We start from the raw sequence: 24,774 nt of genomic DNA on the forward strand, positions 1-24,774 counted from the left end.
CTGACATGTGTCTGGACGGACGCTATCGCGAGCAGGCTCACTCCTACAAGGGATCGATGTGACGGCTCAGGTCATTTCCCGCTCAACCCGATCCCGGCCATTCTGCTTGGCCGCATAAACCCCTGAGTCCGCACGCAGCAGCAACGCATCCGCGCCCTCCCCCGGGCGCCAGCTGGCGATGCCGAAACTGGCGGTGACCACGCCAACCACGTCCACCGGCGTACTGCGCAGGCCTTCCCACAATTCCACTGCCAGCATGTACGCGTGCTCGCCGTCGATGTCCGGGCACAGCACCATGAACTCTTCGCCGCCCAAGCGGCAGAACACATCGGTGCGGCGCAGGCGATGGCCAATGCGCTCGCACACCGCTTGCAGCACCCGATCGCCGACGGCGTGGCCGTAATGATCGTTGATGCGTTTGAAGTGGTCGATGTCGAGCATGATCACCGACAACTCGCCGCCGCCTCGCTCGACCCGGGCCATTTCCGTGGTCAGGCGCTCCTGGAAATAGCGGCGGTTGTGAATGCCGGTCAGCGAATCGGTGATCGACAACGCACGCAGTTCTTCTTCCACGCGCTTGAGGTCGGAAATGTCCGAGATGTAGCCGTGCCACAGCACCCCGCCACCCGGTAGCTCCTCCGGTGTCGCCTCGCCGCGCACCCAGCGCAGGCCGCGCTCAGGCAGTTGCACGCGGTATTCCTCGCGCCACGGGCTGAGATTCTCCGCCGATTCGCGGATCGATGAGCGCACGCGAATCGCGTCCTGCGGGTGGATGCGGCTGAAAATCGCCTCGGAGTCGAGCAGCAGGACATCCGGCTCCAGTTCATAGATCTCGCGGATGCCATCGCTGGCGTAGATCACACTGAAGCGCCCATCGAATTCCATCTTGAATTGGTAGATGCCACCGGGAACATGGGCGCTGAGCTTCTTCAACAACGTGTCGCGTGCCGCCAGCACTTCGTGCACGCGCTTGCGCTCGGTGATGTCGATACAGATTGCCAGATGGCCGACCCACAAGCCCTGCTCGTCGAGCACCGGGGTGGCGAGCATGTTGACCGGCAGATGACTGCCATCGCTGCGCACCAGCGTCCATTCGCGTGCTTCATGACCGCCGACTTCGCCGCCCTCGACCAGCATCGCGTGGCAGGTCGGAATGCTTTTGCCGTAGCGCGCGCTCAGCTCCGCCGAACGCGCCGCCAGCTCTCGGGGCAAATGCAGGTTTTCCAGGGTCATGCGTCCGACCACTTCGGCGCTGCTGTAGCCGAGCATCTGTTCAGCGCCGGGGTTGAAGGTGTTGATCACTCCGCGCAGATCGGTGGCGATGATCGCGACCTGGGTGGCGGCATTCAGCACGCCGCGCAGCTGCCCATGGGTGCCGCGCAGTTCCTGCTCGCGCTCATGCAATTCCTGGGTGCGCACCTCGACCAGACGCACCGCGCGCTGACGCTGGCTGACCAGCACGTATAGCAAGGCACTGAGCAGCGCGCTGAGCAAGCCGCCCAGAATGATCACACTGCCCACCGAAGAATGGTTGGCCTGCATGAACGCGTAGCTTGGCAGGATATCGACCTGATAGTCGTGATCGGCCATGCGCAGCAAACGCGTCGCCGCCAGATCGCCGGGCACCGCCTCGTTGGTCGATTCGAACAGTTCCTCATGTTGATCAGGGGTCGACATATCCAGAATGCGCACCGACAGGTAATCGTGCAGGGCATCGGGCAGACCGTCGGCAAGCAACTGGCGCATGCTGATCACCGCCATCACATAGCCGAATGGCTGTGACTCGCCTGATCGATTGACCGGCGCCAGCAACAACACCCCACGCGCATAGGCCGGCTCGATCCCGACCAGGTGCATCGGTTGCGACACGACCAGGTTGCCGAGACGGTCGGCGCGTTCAAGGGTTTCACGGCGCAAGGGTTGGGCGAGCAAGTCGTAGCCCAGCGGCGGCGCCAGTCGACTCTGAGTCTGTGTGTACAGCACCGGCACGTATGCGTCGCGTGGTGCTGCCAGCTGCAGATCACCCTTGGCGTCCAGCTCGCGGATGGTGAAATTGCTCAGGCCTTCGTCACGCACACGCTGTTCGAACGCCTCCCGCTCAGCGCCGCTGATTTTCGGTGCGTAGGTATAGGCTTGGGTGCGCAGTAATAAAGGTCGGGAGTAACCGTCGAATTCGGCGCGGGACACCGATTCGGAGTTGGTAAAGAACCGGCGCAGGCCATCGAGACGTTGCTCCTGGTCCTGAAAGCGTTCGGCGATGCGGCTGTAGCGTTCGTTGGCCAGCAGCTGAAAGCGCTGACGCGATTGTTGCTGGAACTGATTGTGGGTGCCCCAGGCAAGCAACCCGGTGAGAATCCCGCCGGCAAGCAATACCAGCAAAGCGACCAGCCAGGCTGAGACGTCTTCGCTGATAAAACCGAGAATTTTCGGGCGCACGGGGTGCAACGGCATAAGCACAACTCACTACGCCAGATTCCCGGGAAAAACCCCATTGGCGGTGTGTGAGTTATAGCTATTAGCCACTAATTTAGCCAGCACCGCAGGATCCACGGAGCCTTTAAAAATCAAGGCTCTGTGGATCCAATGGGACAAAACGTCAACGAGCCGTGATTTTCCAGGCGCGATGGATCTTGGTATTGCGGGCGAAATCCGGATCAATGGTCTGCGCGCTGATTTCCTCCACCGCATAGCGCTCGGCGAGGTTCTCTTCCAGCTGGAACTTGCGGAAGTTGTTGGAGAAATACAGCACGCCACCCGGCGCCAGACGCGCCATCGCCAGGTCGATCAGCTGCACCTGATCGCGCTGGACGTCGAAGATGCCCTCCATGCGCTTGGAGTTGGAGAACGTTGGCGGGTCGATGAAGATCAGGTCGTATTCGTCGCGGCTGCTTTCCAGCCAGGCCATTACATCGCCCTGCTCCAGGCGGTTCTTGTCCGAAAAACCGTTCAGCGACAGGTTGCGACGCGCCCAGTCCAGATAGGTTTTCGACAGATCGACGCTGGTGGTGCTGCGCGCACCGCCCTTGGCCGCGTGCACGCTGGCGGTCGCGGTGTAGCAGAACAGATTGAGAAAGCGCTTGCCGGCGGCCTCTTTCTGAATGCGCATGCGCATCGGACGGTGATCGAGGAACAGGCCGGTGTCGAGGTAGTCGGTGAGATTGACCAGCAACTTCACGCCGCCTTCATTGACCTCGACGAACTTGCCCTGGGCGGCCTGACGCTCGTACTGCTTGGTGCCGCTCTGCCGCTCGCGGCGCTTGACCACTACGCGATTCTTGTCGACGTTCAACGCCTGCGGAATGGCCGCCAGCGCATCGAACATACGCGCCGAGGCTTTTTCCGGGTCGATGGATTTCGGCGCGGCGTATTCCTGAACGTGCACCCAGTCGTGGTACAGGTCGATGGCCATGGCGTATTCCGGCATATCGGCATCGTAAACGCGGTAGCAATCGATGCCTTCGCGCTTGACCCACTTGCCCATCGCCTTGAGATTCTTTTGCAGACGGTTGGCAAACATCTGCCCGCCTTCGCTCAGGCGCGGTTGCTCGATCACCGGCGCCGGGGCCGGGGTTGGCTTGATCGGGTTGCCGTTCTTGTTGAACTTGCGTTCCTGCGGCTCGTCCGGGGTCTGGTCGTAGGCCGCTTGCTCGCGCTCGGCCTGACGCTGTTCCGGGGTGCGCCGCTCGCCAGTGACGAACTGATCCGGCAGGACCTTGATCAGCAGCAGCTTGCACGGCAGCGCGCCGTTCCAGAACGAATACTGTTTGTGGCTGCGAATGCCCATGCGCTTGCCCAGATCCGGCGCACCGGTGAACACCGCCGCTTCCCAGTTAAGGCAGGCCTGACGCAGACGCTCGCCGAGGTTCTGGTAGAGATACAGCAGACTGGCTTCATCACCCAGACGCTCGCCGTACGGCGGGTTGCAGATCACCAGACCTTTCTGGTTCTGATCCGGGCGCGGCTCGAAAGTCGCCACTTCGCCCTGGTAGATCTTGATCCACTCGCTGAGGCCGGCGCGCTCAACGTTGTTGCGACCCGGCTGAATCAGGCGCGGATCGGCTTCATAACCACGAATCCACAACGGGGGCTTGGCCAGACCGGCAGCGGCGCGCTCGACGGCTTCTTCGTGCAGTTTTTTCCACAGCGCCGGCACGTGACCGAGCCAGGCGGTAAAGCCCCACTGCTCGCGGCGCAGGTTCGGCGCCATGTCGGCGGCGATCATCCCGGCTTCAACGAGAAACGTACCGACACCGCACATCGGGTCAGCCAGCGCACCGCCCTCGGCGGCAACACGTGGCCAGCCGGAGCGAATCAGGATGGCGGCGGCGAGGTTTTCCTTCAGCGGTGCCGCGCCCTGCTGCAAGCGATAGCCGCGCTGGTGCAGGCTGTGGCCGGAGAGGTCGAGGGAGAGAATCGCTTCGCCGCGATCCAGGCGCAAGTGAATGCGCAAGTCAGGGTTGAGTTTGTCGATCGACGGACGGTCGCCCTGCGGCGTGCGCAGTTTGTCGACGATGGCGTCTTTGACTTTCAGCGCGCCGAAGTGGGTGTTGTCGATGCCCGAGCCGTGGCCGCTGAATTCGACGGCCAGGGTGCCGTCGCTGAGCATGTGATCCTGCCAGTCGATGTCGAGCACGCCGTGGTAGAGGTCTTCGGCGTCCTTCATCGGGAAACGCTTGAGCACCAGCAACACACGGTTGGCCAGGCGCGACCAGAGGCACAGGCGGTAGGCGGTTTCCATGGTTGCCATGCCACGCACGGCGGAGGTGTGCTCGCGCGCTTCTTCAAGGCCAAGCCCGACGGCTTCCTCGATGAGCAGGCCTTCAAGGCCTTTGGGGCAAGTGAGGAAGAGTTCGAAACGATCGGACATGGTAATTCCAGAGCCTTTGGCTAGTGGGCCGGCAACGCATTGCCGACCCGGTTTTCAATCAGGCGCTTTTCTGAAAGAGCGCCCGCGTGGCACGAAGGTGTGCCGTTCCATCCCCGCTGCTCGGGTTAAAAGAGCTTAGATGCCGGGACAGATAAAAAAGTTGGTGAAACAAAAAGACTGAAAGCGACCCTTCGTCGAATAGTACCCAAGCGCAAACGTGGGTCATTCTCACTTGAAGATTAACCCGCCGGGTCAGCGGGGCGCCGATCATACCGGGGTTTGCGCAATGATCGTTGAATAAATACGCGGTTACTTATTGCCATAGCATCCTTTCCGTTACGTGCTTATGACAAAACGATCATTCCCTCGATGTGACTCATTGGTTAGAACTGAGCACAGGTTGACGTCGCAACGGCGTCAACACCTTGGCTCGCCACGCCGGCAGCGAGCCGAACGATGGCAGGTTTTTTCTGCCAGACCTCAATTGAGGTCGACGCGACACTACAGTCAACAAGTGAGGGAAACACCCTATGAGAAGACTTAAGCGTGATCCGTTGGAAAGAGCATTTTTGCGCGGATATCAATATGGCGTTGGTGGCAAATCCCGTGAGCTTTGCCCATTTACTCTACCGTCGGTACGCCAAGCCTGGATCAACGGCTGGCGAGAAGGACGCGGCGACAACTGGGACGGTATGACCGGCACTGCGGGAATCCACAGACTCAACGAACTTCACGCCGTCGGCTGACACAGGGCATTTATTCCGACACGACAATCTGAATCTGCACTGAATTAACCACGCACGTCCCTCCCGGACGGCGGGCTACGGCCCAGGGGCTCCTTCGAGGAGCCCTTTTTATTGCCCGCAAAATCATCCGGCTGAACACATAACCTGTAGGAGTGAGCCTGCTCGCGATAGCTTTCTTTCGGTCACTTCATCAGCGACTGACAGACCGCCATCGCGAGCAGGCTCACTCCTACAAGGGAACAGTGGTGTCTATGGATCAGCGCAATGCGGCGATCGCATCCACCGATTCACGAATCAGCGCCGGGCCTTTATAGATGAAGCCCGAATAGATCTGCACCAGGCTCGCGCCGGCAGTGATTTTCTCCGCCGCGTGCTTGCCTTCGGTAATCCCGCCCGCGGCAATGATCGGCAAACGCCCGGCCAACTCGCCCGCCAGCACTTTCACGGTGTGGGTGCTCTTCTCACGCACCGGCGCCCCCGACAGACCGCCCGCCTCGTCGCCATGTTCCATGCCTTCGACGCCGACACGGCTCAGGGTGGTGTTGGTGGCAATCACCGCGTCCATCCCGGTTTCGAGCAGCGCCTGGGCCACCTGCGCGGTTTCTTCGTCGGTCATGTCCGGCGCAATCTTGATCGCCAGCGGCACATGCTTGCCGTGACGCAACGCCAGTTCGGCACGGCGCGTGGCCAGATCCGCAAGTAATTGCTTGAGCGAGTCACCGAACTGCAGGCTGCGCAGGCCCGGAGTGTTCGGCGAGCTGACGTTGACGGTGACGTAGCTGGCGTGGGCGTAGACCTTGTCCAGGCAGATCAGGTAGTCGTCGACCGCACGCTCGACCGGGGTGTCGAAGTTCTTGCCGATGTTGATCCCCAGCACGCCTTGGTATTTCGCCGCAGCGACCCGCGCCAGCAGGTTATCCACACCGAGATTGTTGAAGCCCATGCGGTTGATGATCGCCTGGGCTTCCGGCAGGCGGAAGATCCGCGGTTTCGGATTACCCGGCTGCGGACGCGGGGTCACGGTGCCGATTTCGACGAAACCGAAACCCAGTTGCGCAAAGCCATCGATGGCCGCGCCATTCTTGTCCAGACCTGCCGCCAGCCCCACCGGGTTCGGGAACTCGAGCCCCATGACGGTCACCGGCATCTTCGCCGGTGCCTTGCTCAGCAAGCCGTTGAGACCCAAACGTCCGCCCGCGCCGATCAGATCCAGCGATAGATCGTGGGAGGTTTCCGGGGAAAGTTTGAACAACAGCTGACGGGCCAGGGTGTACATGGGCGGCAATGACTCGGGCGGCGAAAAGAGGCGGCGATTATAGCCGGGCATCGTCCCCCGGCGCGAGGCGCCTGCACGAATCAGGTGACTGGCATATGCCTTGCACCGCCCTGTTCATCAGTCTGCCGACCAATGACGGCGCGCAGACCAGGACAATGGCGTCGTCCTCGGGTTTTGCCTGCGCAGAATCCGGGACGACGTTTTTTTTGAGGTAGCGTATGAACGAAACGTCCATGGGGCCTCTGGCCTGGGTCAATGGCAGCGATGCGCCGGAAAAGAGCGCGATCAATCTCGGCTTCATGGCACTGAGCGACTGCGCCTCGGTGGTGGTCGCCGCCACCCAGGGCTTCGCCCAGCCCTACGGGCTGACGCTGAACCTCAAGCGGCAGGCGTCGTGGGCCAACCTGCGCGACCAACTGGTCAGCGGCGAACTGGATGCCGCCCACAGCCTGTACGGGCTGATTTATGCGGTGCACCTGGGCATCGGCGGGATCGCCCCGACCGACATGGCAGTGCTGATGGGCCTGAACCAGAATGGCCAGAGCCTCAACCTCTCGCATGGTCTACAGCAGGCTGGCGTGAACGGTCCTGAAGCGCTGGATCGGCATGTGCACCAAAGCCGCGCAAAACTGACCTTCGCCCAGACCTTCCCCACCGGCACCCACGCGATGTGGCTTTATTACTGGCTGGCGAGCCAGGGCATTCACCCGTTGCAGGATGTCGACAGCGTGGTGGTGCCGCCACCGCAAATGGTCGCGCACCTGCAAGCCGGGCGCATCGACGGTTTTTGCGTCGGCGAACCGTGGGCAGCCAGCGCGGTGCAGCAGGATCTGGGTTTCACTTTAGCCACCAGCCAGAGCATCTGGCCCGACCACCCGGAAAAAGTTCTCGGCTGCACGCGTGAATTCGTCGAGCAATACCCGAACACAGCGCGGGCGCTGGTCATGGCCATTCTTGAGGCCAGCCGCTTTATCGAACAAAGCCCGGAGAATCGCCGCAGCACCGCGCAATTGCTCAGTGCCGCCGAATACCTCGACACCCCGGCCGCGTGCATCGAACCGCGCTTCATGGGTGACTACGCCGACGGCCTCGGCAATCGCTGGCAGGACCCGCACGCGCTGCGCTTTCATGGCGCAGGCGAGGTCAATCTGCCCTATCTCTCCGACGGCATGTGGTTCATGACCCAGTTCCGCCGCTGGGGTCTGCTGCGCGAGGATCCGGATTATCTGGCCGTCGCCCGGAAGGTTCAGCGTCTGGATCTGTACCGCGATGCCGCCAGCGCTGTCGGTGTGGCAGCTGCCCATGCAGACCTGCGCAGCAGCCAGTTGCTCGACGGCAAGGTCTGGGACGGCAGCGATCCGGCGGGCTATGCACGCAGTTTCAAACTGCATGCCCTGAACGACGTCGCCCCCCTTCTCGCCCAGCGCTGACAGGAGACGCCAACATGTTGCGCATTCTGCTGATCAACGACACCGCGAAAAAAGTCGGCCGCCTGAAAGCGGCGCTGACCGAGGCCGGCTTCGAGGTGATCGACGAGTCAGGGCTGACCATCGATCTGCCGGCGCGCGTCGAAACGGTGCGCCCGGACGTGATCCTGATCGATACCGAGTCACCGAGCCGTGATGTCATGGAGCAAGTGGTGCTGGTCAGCCGCGACCAGCCACGGCCGATCGTGATGTTTACCGATGAACATGACCCGGGCGTGATGCGTCAGGCGATCAAGTCCGGGGTCAGCGCCTACATCGTCGAAGGCATCCATGCCCAGCGTCTGCAGCCGATTCTCGATGTGGCGATGGCACGCTTCGAGAGTGACCAGGCCTTGCGCGCGCAATTGCAGGCCCGTGACCAGCAACTGGCCGAGCGCAAGCGCATCGAACTGGCCAAGGGTTTGTTGATGAAAATGAAGGACTGCAACGAAGAAGAGGCCTACACCCTGATGCGCCGCCAGGCCATGAGCCGGCAGCAGAAGCTGATTCAGGTGGCGGAGCAGATTATTGCCATGAGTGAGTTGCTGGGCTGAGGCGTTCTCACCGCTGAAGAGCCCCTCACCCTAGCCCTCTCCCGGAGGGAGAGGGCACCGATTGGGGGATGCTCGGGAAATACGCCGACCTGCAATTTCTTTTGTGAATCCATAATCGACTCGGTCGTTCAGGTCGCTGTATTCGTTGGAACAACATGGTCAGTCCCCTCTCCCTCTGGGAGAGGGCTAGGGTGAGGGGCTTTCGCTTTTCAGCTTTTGGCACAAATCTCGCTATGTAATCCGCACAGGTAACCAACGGCGGTTGCCCCACCTACGACAAAGACGTCGCTCACCCCGTTCGCCTCCGGCGAATCAGGTAGCGGCGTTTTTGCGTTTTGGCCCCAGAGAACGGGGCCGGTGGTGCGGCCGTGAGGCGCTCCACCTGCTGTGCATGACTCCTTTCGAGACTCTTTTCAGCCGAGGTGCGCGATGAATTCAAGCTTCTGGAAATCCGGCCATACCCCGACCCTGTTCGCGGCCTTCCTGTATTTCGACCTGAGCTTCATGGTCTGGTACCTGCTCGGCCCGCTGGCCGTGCAAATTGCCGCCGATCTGCACCTGACCACCCAGCAACGCGGCCTCGTCGTCGCCACGCCGATTCTGGCGGGGGCGGTGTTGCGCTTTGCCATGGGCATGCTCGCCGATCGCCTGTCGCCGAAGACCGCCGGGCTGATCGGCCAGGTCATCGTCATCTGCGCACTGTTCGGCGCGTGGAAACTGGGTATCCACAGTTATGAACAGGCGCTGATCCTCGGCCTGTTCCTCGGCATGGCCGGTGCGTCGTTTGCCGTGGCCCTGCCGCTGGCGTCGCAATGGTACCCGCCAGAACATCAGGGCAAAGCCATGGGCATCGCCGGCGCGGGCAACTCCGGCACTGTGTTCGCCGCACTGCTCGCCCCAGTAATTGCCGCCGCGTTCGGCTGGAGCAACGTTTTCGGATTTGCCCTGATCCCGCTGGTCCTGACTCTGGTGCTGTTTGCCTGGCTGGCGAAAAACGCACCGCAACGGCCGAAAGCGAAAGCCATGGCCGACTACTTCAAGGCCCTCGGTGATCGCGACAGCTGGTGGTTCATGTTTTTCTACAGCGTCACCTTCGGCGGCTTCATCGGCCTGGCCAGCGCCCTGCCCGGTTACTTCAACGATCAATACGGTCTGAGCCCGGTGACCGCCGGCTACTACACCGCGGCCTGCGTGTTCGGCGGCAGCCTGATGCGGCCGTTGGGTGGTGCGCTGGCCGATCGATTCGGTGGCATCCGCACCTTGCTGGCGATGTACACCGTTGCCGCCATCTGCATCGCCGCCGTCGGCTTCAACCTGCCAAGTTCCTACGCGGCGCTGGCGCTTTTCGTCTGCACCATGCTCGGTTTGGGCGCAGGCAACGGTGCGGTTTTCCAACTGGTGCCGCAGCGTTTTCGTCTGGAGATCGGCGTGATGACCGGGCTGATCGGCATGGCCGGCGGTATTGGCGGCTTCGCCCTGGCGGCGGGCATGGGCGCGATCAAGCAAAGCACCGGCAGCTATCAACTGGCGCTGTGGTTGTTCGCCAGCCTCGGTGTGTTGGCGTGGTTTGGCCTGCACGGCGTCAAGCGTCGCTGGAGAACCACGTGGGGTTCGGCGGCAGTAACGGCGGCGCGGGTCTGAGGCCTCTATGGCCCTGCAACTGACTTTCGCCGAAGCCAGCGCCACCGGCCCGCGCGCGGAGAATCAGGACGCCCTGCGTGCGGTGACACCGGCGCCGGCCTTGACGCTGAGCAAGGGCTTTCTGTTCGCCATCGCCGACGGCGTCAGTCAATGCGCCGACGGCGGCCTCGCCGCGCGTTCGACCTTGCAGGCACTGGCACTGGACTACTACGCCACGCCGGAAACCTGGAGCGTGGCCCAGGCGCTGGATCGATTGCTGCTCGCGCAAAACCGCTGGCTGCAGGCCAATGGCGGCGGGCAACCGCTGCTGACCACGGTCAGCGCGCTGGTGATGCGCGGTCGGCGCTTCACCCTCGCCCATGTCGGCGATTGCCGGGTCTATCGCTGGCATGCCGAGCGGTTGCAGCGCATCAGCGAGGATCACGTCTGGGAGCAACCGGGCATGCAGCATGTGCTCAAACGTGCGCTCGGGCTCGATCAGCATCTGGTGCTGGACTTCCTCGACGGCGAACTGCGTGAGGGCGAAAGCTTCGTGCTGCTCAGCGACGGCGTCTGGTCGACCTTGGGCGATACTGCAATCGCGGCGGTTCTGCGTGATCAGCCGGATCTGCACAGCGCGGCGCACACTCTGGTCAACGCCGCGCATCTGGCCGGCAGTCAGGACAACGCCAGTGCCCTGCTGGTGCGCGTCGATGCGCTGGGCGAATCGAACATCGGCGATGCGCTGGTGCAACTGCAGCAATGGCCGCTGCCGCCAGCGCTGAAACCCGGACAAGCGTTCGAAGGCTGGCAGGTGCAGAGCATCGTCGGCCAGAGCCAGCAATCGCTGCTGTATCGCGTGCTCGATGGCCACGGCCAGCGGTGGCTGTTGAAGACCTTGCCGACGCGCCTGGCCAACGATCCACACGCCGGGCAAGCGCTGCTGTCCGAGGAATGGTTCCTCAAGCGCGTGGCCGGCCGGCATTTTCCGCAAATCCATGCCTGCACCCAGCGTCAGCATTTGTACTACGTGATGCGCGAATATGCCGGGACGACGTTGGCCGTAGCGTTTCAACACGGCGGCCCGCTGCCATTGGCGCAATGGCAGGACATCGCCGAGCGCCTGCTGCGCGCGGTGGGGCTGTTGCATCGGCGGCAGATTCTGCACCGCGATATCAAACCGGAAAACCTCCTGCTGGGTGATGATGGCGAGCTGCGCTTGCTGGATTTCGGGCTGGCTTATTGCCCGGGCTTGTCGGAAGACGCGCCGGCGACATTGCCGGGAACGCCAAGCTTCATTGCTCCGGAAGCGTTTCGCGGTGAGCGGCCCAGTGCGCCGCAGGATCTGTATTCAGTTGGCGTCACCCTTTATTACCTGCTCACCGGGCATTTTCCCTACGGCGAGATCGAAGCGTTCCAGCGGCCCCGGTTTGGCGTGCCGGTCAGTGCCAGTCGCTATCGACCGGACTTGCCGGAATGGCTGGCGCAGAGTCTGGAACGCGGCGTCGCAGCCGATCCGCAGCAACGCTTTGAAACCGCTGAAGAGTGGTTGCTGGTGCTGGAACAGGGTGAGCGCCGCAGCCTGAGTGTGCGACCCCGGCCTTTACTGGAGCGGGAGCCATTGAAGGTCTGGCGGAGCATGGCTTTGGTGGCGTTGCTGGGGAATATCGTGCTGCTGGTTTTGTTGTTTCATGGCTGAGACCGTGTTGCGGCGATCGCGAGCAGGCTCACTCCTACAATTTGGAATGCGTTCCCCTGTAGGAGTGAGCCTGCTCGCGATGGCGCCAGACCTGACACCGCAAACCCTCCATAGATAACGCGCCACGAACGAGCAATACGCCTCGATTCGGTGCAGAAAACGTACGTGAGCTGTAGGAAAAGCCCAATAAATCCGCGCATCCCCAAGTTGGCACAACCACTGCATTACCCCAATCACCACACATAAAGCCCAACCTTCAACGACGAAGGCTGCGCTTCCCGAGAGAACGGGACCAGGACAAAGGCGTCCTCGCTAGGCAACTAGCGGGACGCCTTTTTTTGTTTGCGCGAAATTTGTCGAGCAAGGCCCGACGGCCCACCAGAGGCCAGCCGCAGCTCCCGGAGAACCTGATGAAAAAACTCAAACTGGTGATGATCGGCAACGGCATGGCCGGGGTGCGTACCCTGGAAGAACTGCTCAAGCTGAGCGACGAACTCTACGACATCACCGTCTTCGGCGCCGAACCGCACACCAACTACAACCGCATCCTGCTGTCGCCGGTGCTGGCCGGTGAGCAGACATTCGAAGAGATCGTCCTCAACGACCTCGACTGGTACCTGGAAAACAACATCAAGTTGCTGCTCAACCGCAAAGTCGTGGAGATCAACCGGGTCAAACGCCGGGTAATCGCCGAGGACGGCACCGAGGCCGAATACGATCGCCTGCTGATCGCCACCGGCTCGACCCCGTTCATTCTGCCAATCCCCGGCAACACTTTGCAGGGCGTGATCGGCTACCGCGACATTGCCGACACCCAGGCCATGATCGACACCGCCAGGACCCACAAACACGCCGTGGTCATCGGCGGCGGTCTGCTCGGCCTCGAAGCGGCCAACGGCCTGATGCTGCGCGGCATGCACGTCACCGTGGTGCACCTCGGCGAATGGCTGCTGGAGCGGCAACTGGACAAGACCAGCGGCCAGTTGCTGCAATCAGCGCTGGAATCCCGTGGCCTGCATTTCCGCCTGTGCGAACAGACCCAGGCCTTGCACGACGCCGGCAATGGCCGGGTCGGCTCGGTGCAATTCAAGAACGGCGACATCATCCCTGCGGATCTGGTGGTGATGGCCGCTGGCATCCGCCCCAACACGGAACTGGCGGAAAAGGCCGGCATACCGTGCAATCGCGGGATTCTGGTCAACGACACCCTGCAAACCTACGACCCGCGCATCTACGCGATCGGCGAATGCGCCAGCCATCGCGGCATCGCCTACGGCCTGGTTGCGCCGTTGTTCGAACAGGCCAAGGTCTGCGCCAACCACCTCGCTCAACTCGGCTTCGCTCGCTATCAAGGTTCGGTGACTTCGACCAAATTGAAAGTCACCGGTATCGACCTGTTTTCCGCCGGCGACTTCATGGGCGGCGAAGGCACCGAGACCATCACCCTCTCGGACCCGATCGGCGGCGTGTACAAAAAACTGGTGATCAAGGATGACGTGCTGGTCGGCGCTTGTCTGTACGGCGATACGGCAGATGGCGGTTGGTATTTCCGGCAGATTCGTGAGAATCACGCCATCGGTGAGATCCGCGATCACTTGATGTTCGGCGAAAACGCTTTAGGCGACGTAGGACATCAGGGCCAGGACAAAGCCATGGTCATGGCGGACAGCGCCGAAGTCTGCGGCTGCAATGGTGTGTGCAAGGGCACCATCGTCAAGGCCATTCAGGAACACGGTCTGTTCAGCGTCGATGAAGTGAAAAAACACACCAAGGCCGCCAGCTCCTGCGGTTCCTGCGCCGGGCTGGTCGAGCAGATCCTGATCAATACCGTGGGTGGCGCGGCGGACGTCAAACCGAAAAGCGAAAAAGCCATCTGCGGTTGCAGCGATCTCAACCACGGGCAGATTCGCCAGGCGATTCGTCAGGAACACCTGCTGACCATCGCCGAGACCATGAGCTACCTCAACTGGCGCACACCGAACGGCTGCGCGACCTGCCGCCCGGCGCTCAACTATTACCTGATTTCCACCTGGCCCGGCGAAGCCAAGGACGATCCGCAATCGCGCCTGATCAACGAACGCGCCCACGCCAACATCCAGAAGGACGGCACCTATTCGGTGGTGCCACGCATGTGGGGCGGCGTGACCAACCCGTCGGAACTGCGCCGCATCGCTGATGTGGCCGATAAGTACAACGTGCCCATGGTCAAGGTCACCGGCGGTCAGCGCATTGACTTGCTGGGGATCAAGAAGCAGGACCTGCCCGGCGTCTGGAAAGACCTCGACATGCCGTCCGGCCACGCCTACGGCAAATCCATCCGCACGGTGAAAACCTGCGTCGGCAGCGAATTCTGCCGCTTCGGTACACAGAACTCGACGCAACTGGGCATCGAGCTCGAGCACGACCTGTTCAACATGTGGTCGCCGCACAAAGTGAAGCTGGCTGTGTCCGGTTGCCCTCGCAACTGCTCGGAAGCGGGCATCAAGGACGTAGGAATTATCGGCGTCGACTCCGGCTGGGAGATGTACATCGGTGGCAACGGCGGGATCAAGACCGAAGTCGCCGAGTTCTTCGTCAAACTGAAAACCGCCGAAGAAGTCCGCGAATACAACGGCGCGTTCCTGCAGCTCTACCGCGAAGAAGCCTTCTACCTCGAGCGCACCGTGCACTACCTGCAACGGGTCGGCATGGAGCACATCAAGAACAACGTGCTCGAAGACGCCGAGCGGCGCAAGGCCTTGAACGAGCGCCTGCAATTCTCCCTGTCGTTCGAACAGGACCCATGGAAAGAACGCCTGGCGCAGCCGCAACTGAAGAAAGAATTCGACGTGATCCCTGTGAAAAACCTGGAGGTGCCGGCATGAACTGGCTCGATATCTGCGCGCTGGAAGAGATCAACGCCCTCGGATCGCGGATCATTGCCGGGCCGAAAGGTGACATCGCGATTTTTCGTACAAGCGACGATGAGGTTTTCGCCCTTGATGACCGCTGCCCGCACAAGGGCGGGCCGCTGTCGCAAGGCCTGATCTACGGCAAACGTGTGGCGTGCCCGCTGCACAACTGGCAGATCGACCTCGAAACCGGCGAAGCCCAGGCGCCGGACATCGGCTGCGCCCACCACCATCCGGCGCGAGTCGAGAACGGTCGGGTGCAACTGGCCCTGCGGGACGCCATCTGATGAACCGCCAGACGACCGCCTCGACCTGCTGTTACTGCGGGGTCGGCTGCGGCGTGCTGATCGAGCATGACGGCGAGCGCATCCTCGGCGTCAGCGGCGATCCGGCGCACCCGGCCAACTTCGGCAAACTGTGCAGCAAAGGCTCGACGCTGCACCTGACCGGCGACCTCGCCGCCCGCGCCTTGTACCCGGAACTGCGTCTGGGCAAAGGCCTGGCGCGCAGCCGTACTGACTGGGACAGCGCACTGGAACACGCCGCCAACGTGTTTGCCGAAACCATCACCGCACACGGCCCGGACAGCGTAGCGTTCTACATTTCCGGGCAGTTGCTCACCGAGGACTACTACGCCTTCAACAAACTCGCGCGGGCGCTGGTCGGCACCAACAATATCGACAGCAATTCGCGGCTGTGCATGTCCTCGGCGGTGGTCGGCTACAAACGCAGCCTCGGCGCTGACGCACCGCCATGCAGTTACGAAGATCTGGAACTGAGCGACTGCGTGATGATCGTCGGCAGTAACATGGCCTACGCCCATCCGGTACTTTTCCGTCGACTGGAAGAAGCCAAATCCCGTCGTCCGCAGATGAAAGTCATCGTCATTGACCCGCGTCGTACTGACACCTGCGATTTGGCTGACCTGCATCTGGCGATTCTTCCGGGCACCGATGTCGCTTTGTTTCATGGGATTTTGCATCTGCTGCTGTGGGAAGACTGGGTCGATCGCGATTTCATCAAGGCGCACACCGAAGGCCTCGGCGAACTTAAAACGCTGGTGCGCGACTACACCCCGCAGATGGTTTCGCAGCTGTGCGGCATCAGCATCGAACAGTTGCAGCAATGCGCGGAATGGGTCGGCACCGCGCCGAGCTTCCTGTCGCTGTGGTGCATGGGCCTGAACCAGTCCAGCGCCGGCAGCGCGAAAAACAGCGCGCTGATCAACCTGCACCTGGCCACCGGGCAAATCGGCCGTCCCGGTGCAGGACCTTTCTCCCTCACCGGTCAGCCAAACGCCATGGGTGGGCGGGAAACCGGCAGTCTGTCCAACCTGCTACCGGGCCATCGCGACGCCGCCAACCCCGAACATCGCGCCGAGGTGGCGGCATATTGGGGCGTGGAAAGCTTGCCTGAGGCGCCGGGGCTGAGCGCCATCGAACTGTTCGAAAACCTGCGCAGCGGCAAGATCAAGGCGCTGTGGATTGCCTGTACCAACCCGGCGCAATCGATGCCGGATCAGAGCGCAGTTCGCGCAGCGCTTGAGGCCTGTCCCTTTGTGGTATTGCAGGAAGCCTTTCGCACCACCGAGACCGCCGCGTTCGCCGACCTTTTATTGCCCGCCGCCAGTTGGGGCGAGAAGGAAGGCTCGGTGACCAACTCCGAGCGGCGCATTTCCCACGTACGCAAAGCGGTTGTCGCACCGGGCGAAGCGCGGCCGGACTGGGCAATTACCGTGGATTTCGCACGGCGTCTGGAGAAACGTCTGCGTCCTCAGCAGCCGAGCCTGTTCGCCTTCGACCAGCCTTCGCAGTTGTTCGATGAATTCAAATGGCTGACCCAGGGCCGCGACCTGGACCTTTCCGGCATCAGTCATGCGTTGATCGACGAGATCGGCCCGCAGCAATGGCCCTTCCCCGCCGGCGCCCGCCAAGGCACGCCACGCTTGTACGGCGACGGCATTTTTCCCACTGCCAATGGCCGCGCGCAGTTCATTGCCGAGCCGTATCGCGCCGCCAGGGAACAACGCGATGCGCGCTTCCCGCTGACCCTGATCACCGGGCGCCTGCGCGACCAGTGGCACGGCATGAGCCGCACTGGCACCGCGGCGCAGTTGTTCGGTCACGTCAGCGAAGCCGTGCTGAGCCTGCACCCGGACGAGATGCGCCGGCATCGTTTGCAGCCCGGCGATCTGATCAATCTGAAAAGCCGTCGTGGTGCCGTGGTTGTCGCGGTCGGCAGCGATGACAGCGTGCGTCCGGGCCAGGCATTTTTGCCGATGCATTGGGGTGACCGTTATCTCAAGGGCGGCGTTAACAACCTGACCCAGCCGGCATTCGATCCGCTGTCCAAGCAACCCGAGCTCAAGCACAGCGGCGTGCGTCTGGAGGCAGTCAACCTGCCATGGCAACTGTTCGCTCTGATCGAGGGTGATGTTCAACGGCATTTCGAGACGCTACGACCGCTGTGCGAGGCGTTTTCCTACGTCAGCCTCAGCCTTGTCGGTCGGGAGCGGCCGGCGTTGCTGATACGCGCGGCACACGCCGAGGCGCCCGATCCACTGTTGCTGGGCGAGATTGACCGGTGCCTGTCGCTGCTGGATGGCCCGGTTCTGGCTTACGACGATCCGCGTCGCGCTATAGGCAAGCGGGTGCGCATCGAAAATGGCCGTATCACCGCCATTCGCCTGGCCGGCGAAACCCTTGCGCAGCACTGGCTGCAGAGCCTTTGGCTGGAGGGCCGCGCCGACCAGCAACTGCGGCGCTGGCTCCTCGCGCCAATGAGCGCACCGCCGGGCGCTGTCGGCGCCATCGCGACTGACAAGACGCTGTGCAATTGCGAAAACGTCAGCCTCAACGCAGTCTGCGCCGGCATCCGCCAGGGCCTGAATCTGCAAGGCCTGAAAAAAACTCTCCGATGCGGTACGCAATGCGGTTCCTGCGTGCCGGAAATCAAGCGTCTGCTGGCTGCCGAAGCGCGGCCGGTCGCGGTCATTCAATGAGGACAACACCATGAATGCGAAAGTCTGGCTGGTGGGCGCAGGCCCTGGCGATCCGGAATTGCTGACGCTCAAGGCAGTGCGCGCGCTGCGCGAAGCCGATGTGGTGATGATCGATGATCTGGTCAATGACGCGGTACTGGAGCACTGCCCCGATGCACGGGTCATTGCCGTCGGCAAACGCGGCGGCTGCCGCTCGACACCGCAGGCATTTATCCATCGGTTGATGCTGCGTTATGCCCATCAGGGTAAATGCGTGGTGCGGCTCAAGGGCGGCGACCCGTGCATTTTCGGTCGGGGTGGTGAAGAAGCGCAGTGGTTGCGCGAGCGCGGTATTGAAGTGGAACTGGTCAACGGCATCACCGCTGGGCTGGCCGGGGCGACACAGTGCGATATTCCGCTGACGTTGCGGGGCGTGGCGCGCGGGGTGACGTTGGTGACCGCGCACACCCAGGATGACAGCCAGTTGAACTGGCAGGCATTGGCGCAAGGCGGGACAACGCTGGTGATCTATATGGGGGTGGCCAAACTGGGCGAGATTCGCGACCAGCTGTTGGCGGGAGGGATGGCGGCGGATACGCCGGTGGCGATGATCGAAAATGCCTCGTTGGCGCATCAGCGGGAGTGTCGCAGTGATCTGAGCGCGATGCCTGAGGATGCTTACCGGTTTGAACTCAAAAGCCCAGCCATTCTCGTCATCGGCGCTGTGGCGGCTGTTGCCCAAGAGCAAAAGATCGCAGCCTTCGGCAGCTCCTACACGGCGTACGACGTGCAAGCGCTTTAAGCTGCGTAGCCAAATCGCGGACAAAGAAAAGCCCGGCCTGAGCCGGGCTTTTCCATCAGCGGCAGCTAATTACTTAGCTTGAGCTTCAACCTGCGCTTCTACGCGACGGTTTACAGCGCGGCCAGCGTCAGTTTTGTTGTCAGCAACTGGGCGGGATTCGCCGTAGCCAACAGACTGAACGCGGGACGATTCAACACCGTACTGGTTGGTCAGAACCTGCTTAACGGCGTTTGCACGACGCTCGGACAGTTTCTGGTTGTAAGCGTCAGGACCGACGGAGTCAGTGTGACCTTCAACAGTAGTGGTGGTGGATGGGTACTGCTTCATGAAGTCAGCCAGGTTTTTGATGTCGCCGTAGCTGTTAGGCTTGACTACCGACTTGTCGAAGTCGAATTTCACGTCCAGCTCAACACGAACAACTTCAGCAACTGCTGGGCAGCCATCAGCGTCAACGGTTACGTTGGCTGGGGTGTCCGGGCACTTGTCAACGTTGTCGCAAACGCCATCGTTGTCGCTGTCGGAGCAGACTTCAGCAGGTGCTGGAACTGGAGCAGCAGCTGGTTTGGAGCCGCCACCGAAGTTCACACCGATACCGACGCTAGGAGCCCACTCGGTGTCGCCCTGGTCGATGTTGTACTGAGCTTCAACGCCGGCACGGGCGTAGAAGTTCTCGGTGAAGTACAGCTTGGCACCGCCGCCAACGTTGGCGAAGGTGGAACGGTTACGACCGTTCGAACCGTTCTGGTCGATGCTCTGGTCAGAGAAACCGGCCGAAACGTATGGACGAATCATGTCGCCTGGGTTGTTGAAGTGGTACAGAGCGTCCAGAGCGGTGTTAGCGCCTTTGACGTTCTTGCCATCGTCGGCACGTACGTTGTGCACTTCGTCGTAGCCCAGACGCAGTTCAACGTCGTCGGTCAGGAAGTAACCGATCGAACCGCCGAACAGGTTGCCGTTGTTCTTGAAGTTACGAGCGCTGTCGAATTGTTCTTTCTTAGCGAAGCCTTCGATTTCAACTGCGCCTTGGCCTTGTGCCAGAGCGCCGAACGAAGTGGCGGCAATCAGAGAACCAATGGCCAAGCCCAAGGTGTTTTTCAGTTTCATCCGTTAAATCCCCATCTGGTGATTGTGAAGCAGTCCCGCAAACCGGGGGACAACTCGGCGGCAAGTCTATCAGAACTTGCCTACACGTAAGAGATATTTGCGCTGAACTAAGTTTCAGCAATGCCTGCAAATTTCTCACGCAATTTATCTAGAGCGCGTTTGTAACGCATTTTTGTCGCACTCAAACCCATGTGCATGATGTCTGCGATCTCCTGAAACTCCAGCTCTGCGACAAATCGTAGCACCAGAATTTCGCGGTCAATCGGATTCACATACACCAGCCAGCGATCAAGCCCACCCTTCTCCTCCGGCTTCGGCGCCTTTTCTTCAGACGCTTCTTCAAGAGGGTCCAGACTGAGAGCGTCCATCAAGCGACGCTTACGCCGTTCCTTCCGATACTGCGTGATGCATTCGTTGTAAGTGATGCTGTAAAGCCAGGTTTTGAACTTCGATTTCCCCTCGAAGTTCTTGAGGCCGTACAGCACCTTCAGCATCACTTCCTGACAGACATCGTCTGCGTCGCGATCGTTCCCAAGATATCTCGCGCAGACGTTAAATAATGTTCGCTGGTAACGCCGCATCAACTCTTCGTAGGCGCGCGTTACGTGAAACAGCTCGGTATGCGAGCGCGCGACCAACTCCTCATCAGAGAGCTCGCGGGGGTCGTAGCGCGTGGATAGCGGTTGGGCTTTATTCAAAACAAGTCGTGCCGACAGTCAGGTCAATGTCCGCCACAACCAGCCTCGGCTGGCATTTTGCGGCGGCATACATTAGCAGGGTTTGCCGGTTTAGCGGCTACTCACATGCTGTTCCAGCAGGATCCGATTGGAGAGAGAGACTAGCTCACCCTCATCGGTCAGCAATGTGGTTTTAACCGTGCCGATCTCTTCGATCTGGCCTTCGACCTCGCCAACACGCACTTGTTGCCCAACCTCGTACAGCTCACGCACATAGATTCCCGCAAGAATCTGACCGGCGATTTCCCGGCTTCCCAATCCCATGGCCAGCGCAACTGCCAGACCAACGGTAATCAATACGATGACAATGACATGGTTCAGCAGGTCAGTCTTGACCTCAAGCTGACTGATCGCAACCGAGATACTGATGATGATCACCAGCCCCTGCGCAATGCGTCCCAGCCCGGAAGCGTAGTCCAGGCCTACGCCTTCTGCCGCCCCGCGCACCAGTCCGTTGGCCAATTGCGCCAGCAGGACACCGACCAGCAGCACCAGCGCGGCGCCGAAAACCTTCGGCAGATACAACGCCAGCATGTCCAGCGTAGCTGAAACTCGCTCAAGGCCAAGGGATTCTGCCGCGGAAACCAGAAAAATCAGCAGAACGAACCAGTAGACGATTTTACCGATCAATGTCGAGATTGGCACCTGCAGCCCGGCGCGCGACATCAATTTGGTCAATCCGGTGCCGCCCATCAGGCGATCGAGGCCCAGTTTGGCGAGCAATTTCGAGAGCAAGGTGTCGAGCAGTTTGGCCACGACGAAACCCAGCAGCAGCACGACCAGTGCGCCGAACAGGTTCGGAATGAAATTAGCGACTTTGGTCCACAACGCAGTCATTGCAGTGACGAGGCTCTGAGTCCAGAGATCAAGTTCCATATTCAATCAGCCTTATCAGCAGTGCGAGCCGTGGTTTTACGAAGACGGGAAACCGGCGAGACATGCGCCGAGCCATTGTTCAGGGCGATCATCAGCGCGGGCAGCCAGCGGCCCAGCAGGCTGAACAGATCACCGGCGCCGACCTGGCGGTTGGCGGTTTTGAGTACGCGGCCCAGGCACGCATCGTCGTCGCGGCTGGACGGCGAAGCGTTGAGCATGTCGCGCAAAGACTGTTCAAACGGATCGTGCATACGCACCTCTCGTGATGTCTGTGAAAGACGCGGGCAGTTTTACTCGGGTCACATGCGCCATGTTCACACCCAGCGCAATCGACGGAACAACCACCACTGACCGAACGCCAGGGCGAGTACCGTCAGACAGGCAATCAGGAAACCATACGGGCTTTCGGCAAACGGAATACCGCCGACATTGATACCCAGCAGACCGGTGATGAAACTCATCGGCAAAAAGATGCAGGTAATGATGCCGAAGCGGTACATGGTGCGATTCATGTGCACGCTCAAACGCCGGTCTTCGGCCTCCAGCACAAGCCCCACGCGCTCTCGGGTCAGTTCGAGCTCCTCGAGATAGCGGGTCAGGCTGTTGTTCAATTCGTTCCAGTAGTCGGCATCGTCTTCGACGAACCACGGCAGTTTTATCCGCGTCAGCTGTCCGAAAATATCCCGCTGCGGCGCGAGAAAACGCTTCAGCCCGGCCGCTCTGCGACGGATGTGCAAAATGGCGCCATGCTCGGGAGTGTACCGTTCGTCGGCGTCGAGTTTTTCTTCCTCTTCATCGACCACTTCCGACAGGCACGTGACCAGATCCTGCACTTTATTGGTGAGGAACTGCGCCAGATACAGCATCAATTCGGAGGACGTTTTAGGACCTTTGCCCTCACCCAGCAGCGCCAGCAACTCATCGGTTGCGCGCAACGGGCGTAAACGCAGGGAAATCACGCGTTGGGCAGCAGCGAAAATCCGCACCGAGACCATGTCTTCCGGCTCGGCGCCTGGATTGAGATTGACCCCGCGCAGAAACAGCAGCAGCTCGGAGTCCGGCAATGGCAACAGCCGCGGCCGGGTGTTCTCTTCCAGCAGCAGATCACAGGTGAATTCATTGAGCCCGCTGGATTTGCGCAGCCAGGTCCGGGTCTGCGGATGGCTGCGATCCCAGTGCAGCCACAGGCTTTCATGGGCCTGCAGTTGCAAATCGTCGAGTTCAGTCCGGGCTATCGAACGCGCACCGCCCTTACCGTCCAGCACCAGGGCATGCACCAGGCCCCACTGCGCGTTTTCTTCCTCGAACATCCGCATCCCTTGTCGAAAATCTTATTCAGGCATTTTCAGCGGGCTCGGCGAAACGATCACGCCGTTGTTGTCCGCGTAAATGTACTGGCCCGGGTGAAACGTCACGCCGGCGAATGTCACCGGGACGTTGAGGTCGCCAATGCCGCGCTTGTCGGTTTTCATCGGGTGGCTGGCCAGCGCCTGCACGCCGAGATCGGTCTGCGCAATGACGTCGACATCACGGATGCAACCGTAGATGACCAGCCCTTCCCAACCGTTCTGCGCGGCCTTGGCAGCAATCATGTCGCCCAACAGGGCGCGGCGCAGCGAACCGCCGCCATCGACCACCAGCACTTTGCCTTTACCGCTCAGTTCTGCCTGCGCCTTGACCAGCGAGTTGTCTTCGAAGCACTTGATGGTCACGATTTCGCCGCCGAAGGAATCACGGCCGCCGAAATTGCTGAACATCGGTTCCAGCACCTGCACCAGCTCCGGGTAGGCGTCGCACAGATCAGGCGTAAGGTAATGTTCCATCGAAAAACTCCTGTAAAAAGGAAGACGATCAAGGATGCCGCATGCTGATGAGACGAGTTCCGGCGGTCGCTGTTTACCTTAGTCCATGCCATGGTCGCTGACGCAACCTGAACAAACCCTGAAACGTAATCGCTAAACAGTCACGAAATATGACCGGAACCGCACAATGCGTCATATCTTAGCCGCAAGCCAGGCCGAACGGAACGCCCCTCAGACGGCAGCGGCCAGATTCGCTGCCTGCCCCGGCAACGGTGTCTGCTGATCGCTCAGCCAGCGCGCCACCAGCGGCCACACCTCAGCCTGCGCTGCTTTGCTTACCAGCATTTCGACGTGGCCGAAATTATCCGAGAAGCCTTGCTCACGGCCCAGGTTGATGAACTGCTTGTGCTCGGAGCCGATCTGCTCGAACAGCTTGCGGCAGGCCCACGCCGGATCCTGATGATCCCCCGCTGCCGTCACGGCCAGCACCGGCACCTGAACCTCGGCGAGCCCGGCCCACCAATCCTTGTCCTTGTCGCCAAAGCGGCTGAACAAGCCGTACCAGCGCATGCTTTCGATGGCCAGACCGATCGGCTCATCTTCCGGGCCACGTTTGAGGCGTGAGCCGGACAATTGCGCGAAGCGCTTGAGAATAAAGCGCCCGCCCCACTCCACCGGTGGAATCTTCAGTGGCCAATAGGTGCGGCTGACCTGCGTGCCGAAAAACGCCGCCGAGGCCACTGCCGGTTCGCCAAGGTATTCCCCACCGAGTGCGGCCGCCAGAGTGATGCCACCCAGAGAATGGCCGATCCAGTGGGGGATCTGTCCGCTCTGCTCGCGAACAAACGCGGCGATTGCCGGCAGGTCGTAGCGGGCATAATCGGCAACGCGGTTGCGCCGGTAGTCTTCGTTACGCTGAGACAGGCCGTGACCGCGCATTTCCGGGATCCACACGTCGAAGCCCAGCCGCGTCAGATACGCGCCGAGCCCGAGGCCTTTGGGGGAAAACCAGAAGCGCCGATTGGAAAAGCTGCCATGCAACAGGATCACCGGCACGCCGCGTGGCGCCGAGTCATCGGCCATGCCCAGGCGGGTGACAGCGATCTCCACGGACCAGTCCGGACTATTGCCGGGTTTCAATCGATAGATGTCTTCGCTCAGATCGCCGCGCCGCTCGGCGCTGATCAGCGCGACAGGAAACAGGTTGCTGCTGCTTTGCATAATGCTCTTGCACAAAAAAGGGCGGCATCCAATGGAGCCCGCCCTACTTCAATCTCAAGGCCCGGCCCCTTGTAGGAGTGAGCCTGCTCGCGATGGCGGTGTCATTCGAATCACTGCTGACTGTCATGACGCT

Annotated in this window: 19 protein-coding genes; 9 read left to right on the forward strand and 10 right to left on the reverse strand. The window is 61.1% G+C overall.

Translation table 11 applies throughout. The annotated features are described in order from the left end of the window. Positions 1-66: 66 nt before the first annotated feature. Both DCO47_RS15565 and rlmKL read right to left on the reverse strand, forming a co-directional pair. Complete coding sequence (locus tag DCO47_RS15565) at positions 67-2,451, reverse strand: diguanylate cyclase (protein ID WP_116658410.1); 2,385 nt, start codon at positions 2,449-2,451, stop codon at positions 67-69. A 145-nt stretch (positions 2,452-2,596) separates the two neighbouring features. Further along, positions 2,597-4,867 (reverse strand): bifunctional 23S rRNA (guanine(2069)-N(7))-methyltransferase RlmK/23S rRNA (guanine(2445)-N(2))-methyltransferase RlmL, encoded by a 2,271-nt coding sequence (rlmKL, locus tag DCO47_RS15570; RefSeq protein ID WP_116658411.1) that lies wholly within the window; start codon positions 4,865-4,867, stop codon positions 2,597-2,599. 530 nt (positions 4,868-5,397) lie between these two features. Here rlmKL and rmf point away from each other — a divergent pair. Beyond that, positions 5,398-5,613: a ribosome modulation factor gene (rmf, locus tag DCO47_RS15575; protein ID WP_003223300.1), complete on the forward strand. Its 216-nt coding sequence runs from the start codon at positions 5,398-5,400 to the stop codon at positions 5,611-5,613. Between the two features lie 256 nt (positions 5,614-5,869). On the opposite strand, the gene DCO47_RS15580 is transcribed toward rmf, so the two are convergent. Continuing rightward, positions 5,870-6,889, reverse strand: a complete 1,020-nt coding sequence (locus DCO47_RS15580; protein ID WP_116658412.1) for a quinone-dependent dihydroorotate dehydrogenase — start codon at positions 6,887-6,889, stop codon at positions 5,870-5,872. Positions 6,890-7,107: 218 nt separating this feature from the next. Here DCO47_RS15580 and DCO47_RS15590 point away from each other — a divergent pair, with 218 nt between their 5' ends. The 8 genes from DCO47_RS15590 (at position 7,108) to cobA (ending at position 18,901) form a co-directional block, all read left to right on the forward strand. Further along, positions 7,108-8,319 carry a CmpA/NrtA family ABC transporter substrate-binding protein gene (locus DCO47_RS15590; RefSeq protein ID WP_116658413.1) on the forward strand — a complete coding sequence of 404 codons (1,212 nt, stop codon included), beginning with the start codon at positions 7,108-7,110 and terminating at the stop codon, positions 8,317-8,319. A 14-nt stretch (positions 8,320-8,333) separates the two neighbouring features. Then, positions 8,334-8,909: an ANTAR domain-containing response regulator gene (locus DCO47_RS15595; RefSeq protein ID WP_007916390.1), complete on the forward strand. Its 576-nt coding sequence runs from the start codon at positions 8,334-8,336 to the stop codon at positions 8,907-8,909. 429 nt (positions 8,910-9,338) lie between these two features. Next, the gene (locus DCO47_RS15600) at positions 9,339-10,550 is read left to right on the forward strand and encodes a NarK/NasA family nitrate transporter (protein WP_065614911.1); all 1,212 of its coding nucleotides are present in this window, start codon (positions 9,339-9,341) and stop codon (positions 10,548-10,550) included. 7 nt (positions 10,551-10,557) lie between these two features. Further along, positions 10,558-12,228: a bifunctional protein-serine/threonine kinase/phosphatase gene (locus DCO47_RS15605; RefSeq protein WP_116658414.1), complete on the forward strand. Its 1,671-nt coding sequence runs from the start codon at positions 10,558-10,560 to the stop codon at positions 12,226-12,228. A 410-nt stretch (positions 12,229-12,638) separates the two neighbouring features. Further along, positions 12,639-15,092, forward strand: coding sequence for a nitrite reductase large subunit NirB (gene nirB, locus DCO47_RS15610; RefSeq protein WP_116658415.1), 2,454 nt, complete (start codon positions 12,639-12,641; stop codon positions 15,090-15,092). Beyond that, positions 15,089-15,406 (forward strand): nitrite reductase small subunit NirD, encoded by a 318-nt coding sequence (gene nirD / locus DCO47_RS15615; protein WP_016773836.1) that lies wholly within the window; start codon positions 15,089-15,091, stop codon positions 15,404-15,406. The genes nirB and nirD overlap by 4 nt, the downstream gene beginning before the upstream one ends. Then, positions 15,406-18,120 carry a nitrate reductase gene (locus DCO47_RS15620; RefSeq protein WP_116658416.1) on the forward strand — a complete coding sequence of 905 codons (2,715 nt, stop codon included), beginning with the start codon at positions 15,406-15,408 and terminating at the stop codon, positions 18,118-18,120. The genes nirD and DCO47_RS15620 overlap by 1 nt, the downstream gene beginning before the upstream one ends. Before the next feature lie 10 nt (positions 18,121-18,130). Then, positions 18,131-18,901 carry a uroporphyrinogen-III C-methyltransferase gene (gene cobA, locus DCO47_RS15625; protein ID WP_116658417.1) on the forward strand — a complete coding sequence of 257 codons (771 nt, stop codon included), beginning with the start codon at positions 18,131-18,133 and terminating at the stop codon, positions 18,899-18,901. 69 nt (positions 18,902-18,970) lie between these two features. Here cobA and DCO47_RS15630 read toward each other — a convergent pair whose 3' ends face one another. The 7 genes from DCO47_RS15630 to DCO47_RS15660 form a co-directional block, all read right to left on the reverse strand. Then, a complete protein-coding gene (locus DCO47_RS15630; RefSeq protein WP_016773833.1) occupies positions 18,971-20,005 on the reverse strand; it encodes an OmpA family protein in 1,035 nt (344 codons plus the stop codon). Between the two features lie 107 nt (positions 20,006-20,112). Continuing rightward, a complete protein-coding gene (sigX, locus tag DCO47_RS15635; protein ID WP_016773832.1) occupies positions 20,113-20,703 on the reverse strand; it encodes an RNA polymerase sigma factor SigX in 591 nt (196 codons plus the stop codon). A 90-nt stretch (positions 20,704-20,793) separates the two neighbouring features. Then, positions 20,794-21,618, reverse strand: a complete 825-nt coding sequence (locus DCO47_RS15640; RefSeq protein ID WP_016773831.1) for a mechanosensitive ion channel domain-containing protein — start codon at positions 21,616-21,618, stop codon at positions 20,794-20,796. Positions 21,619-21,620: 2 nt separating this feature from the next. Next, positions 21,621-21,869 carry a hypothetical protein gene (locus DCO47_RS15645; protein ID WP_003223293.1) on the reverse strand — a complete coding sequence of 83 codons (249 nt, stop codon included), beginning with the start codon at positions 21,867-21,869 and terminating at the stop codon, positions 21,621-21,623. Between the two features lie 63 nt (positions 21,870-21,932). Further along, the gene (locus tag DCO47_RS15650) at positions 21,933-22,928 is read right to left on the reverse strand and encodes a zinc transporter ZntB (protein ID WP_064362858.1); all 996 of its coding nucleotides are present in this window, start codon (positions 22,926-22,928) and stop codon (positions 21,933-21,935) included. Positions 22,929-22,949: 21 nt separating this feature from the next. Further along, positions 22,950-23,441 (reverse strand): ribonuclease E activity regulator RraA, encoded by a 492-nt coding sequence (rraA, locus tag DCO47_RS15655; RefSeq protein ID WP_064362859.1) that lies wholly within the window; start codon positions 23,439-23,441, stop codon positions 22,950-22,952. A 210-nt stretch (positions 23,442-23,651) separates the two neighbouring features. After that, positions 23,652-24,641 carry an alpha/beta fold hydrolase gene (locus tag DCO47_RS15660; protein WP_116658418.1) on the reverse strand — a complete coding sequence of 330 codons (990 nt, stop codon included), beginning with the start codon at positions 24,639-24,641 and terminating at the stop codon, positions 23,652-23,654. Between the last annotated feature and the right edge of the window lie 133 nt (positions 24,642-24,774).

Source organism: Pseudomonas sp. NDM, from assembly GCF_003105095.1.
GTDB lineage: Bacteria > Pseudomonadota > Gammaproteobacteria > Pseudomonadales > Pseudomonadaceae > Aquipseudomonas > Aquipseudomonas moraviensis_A.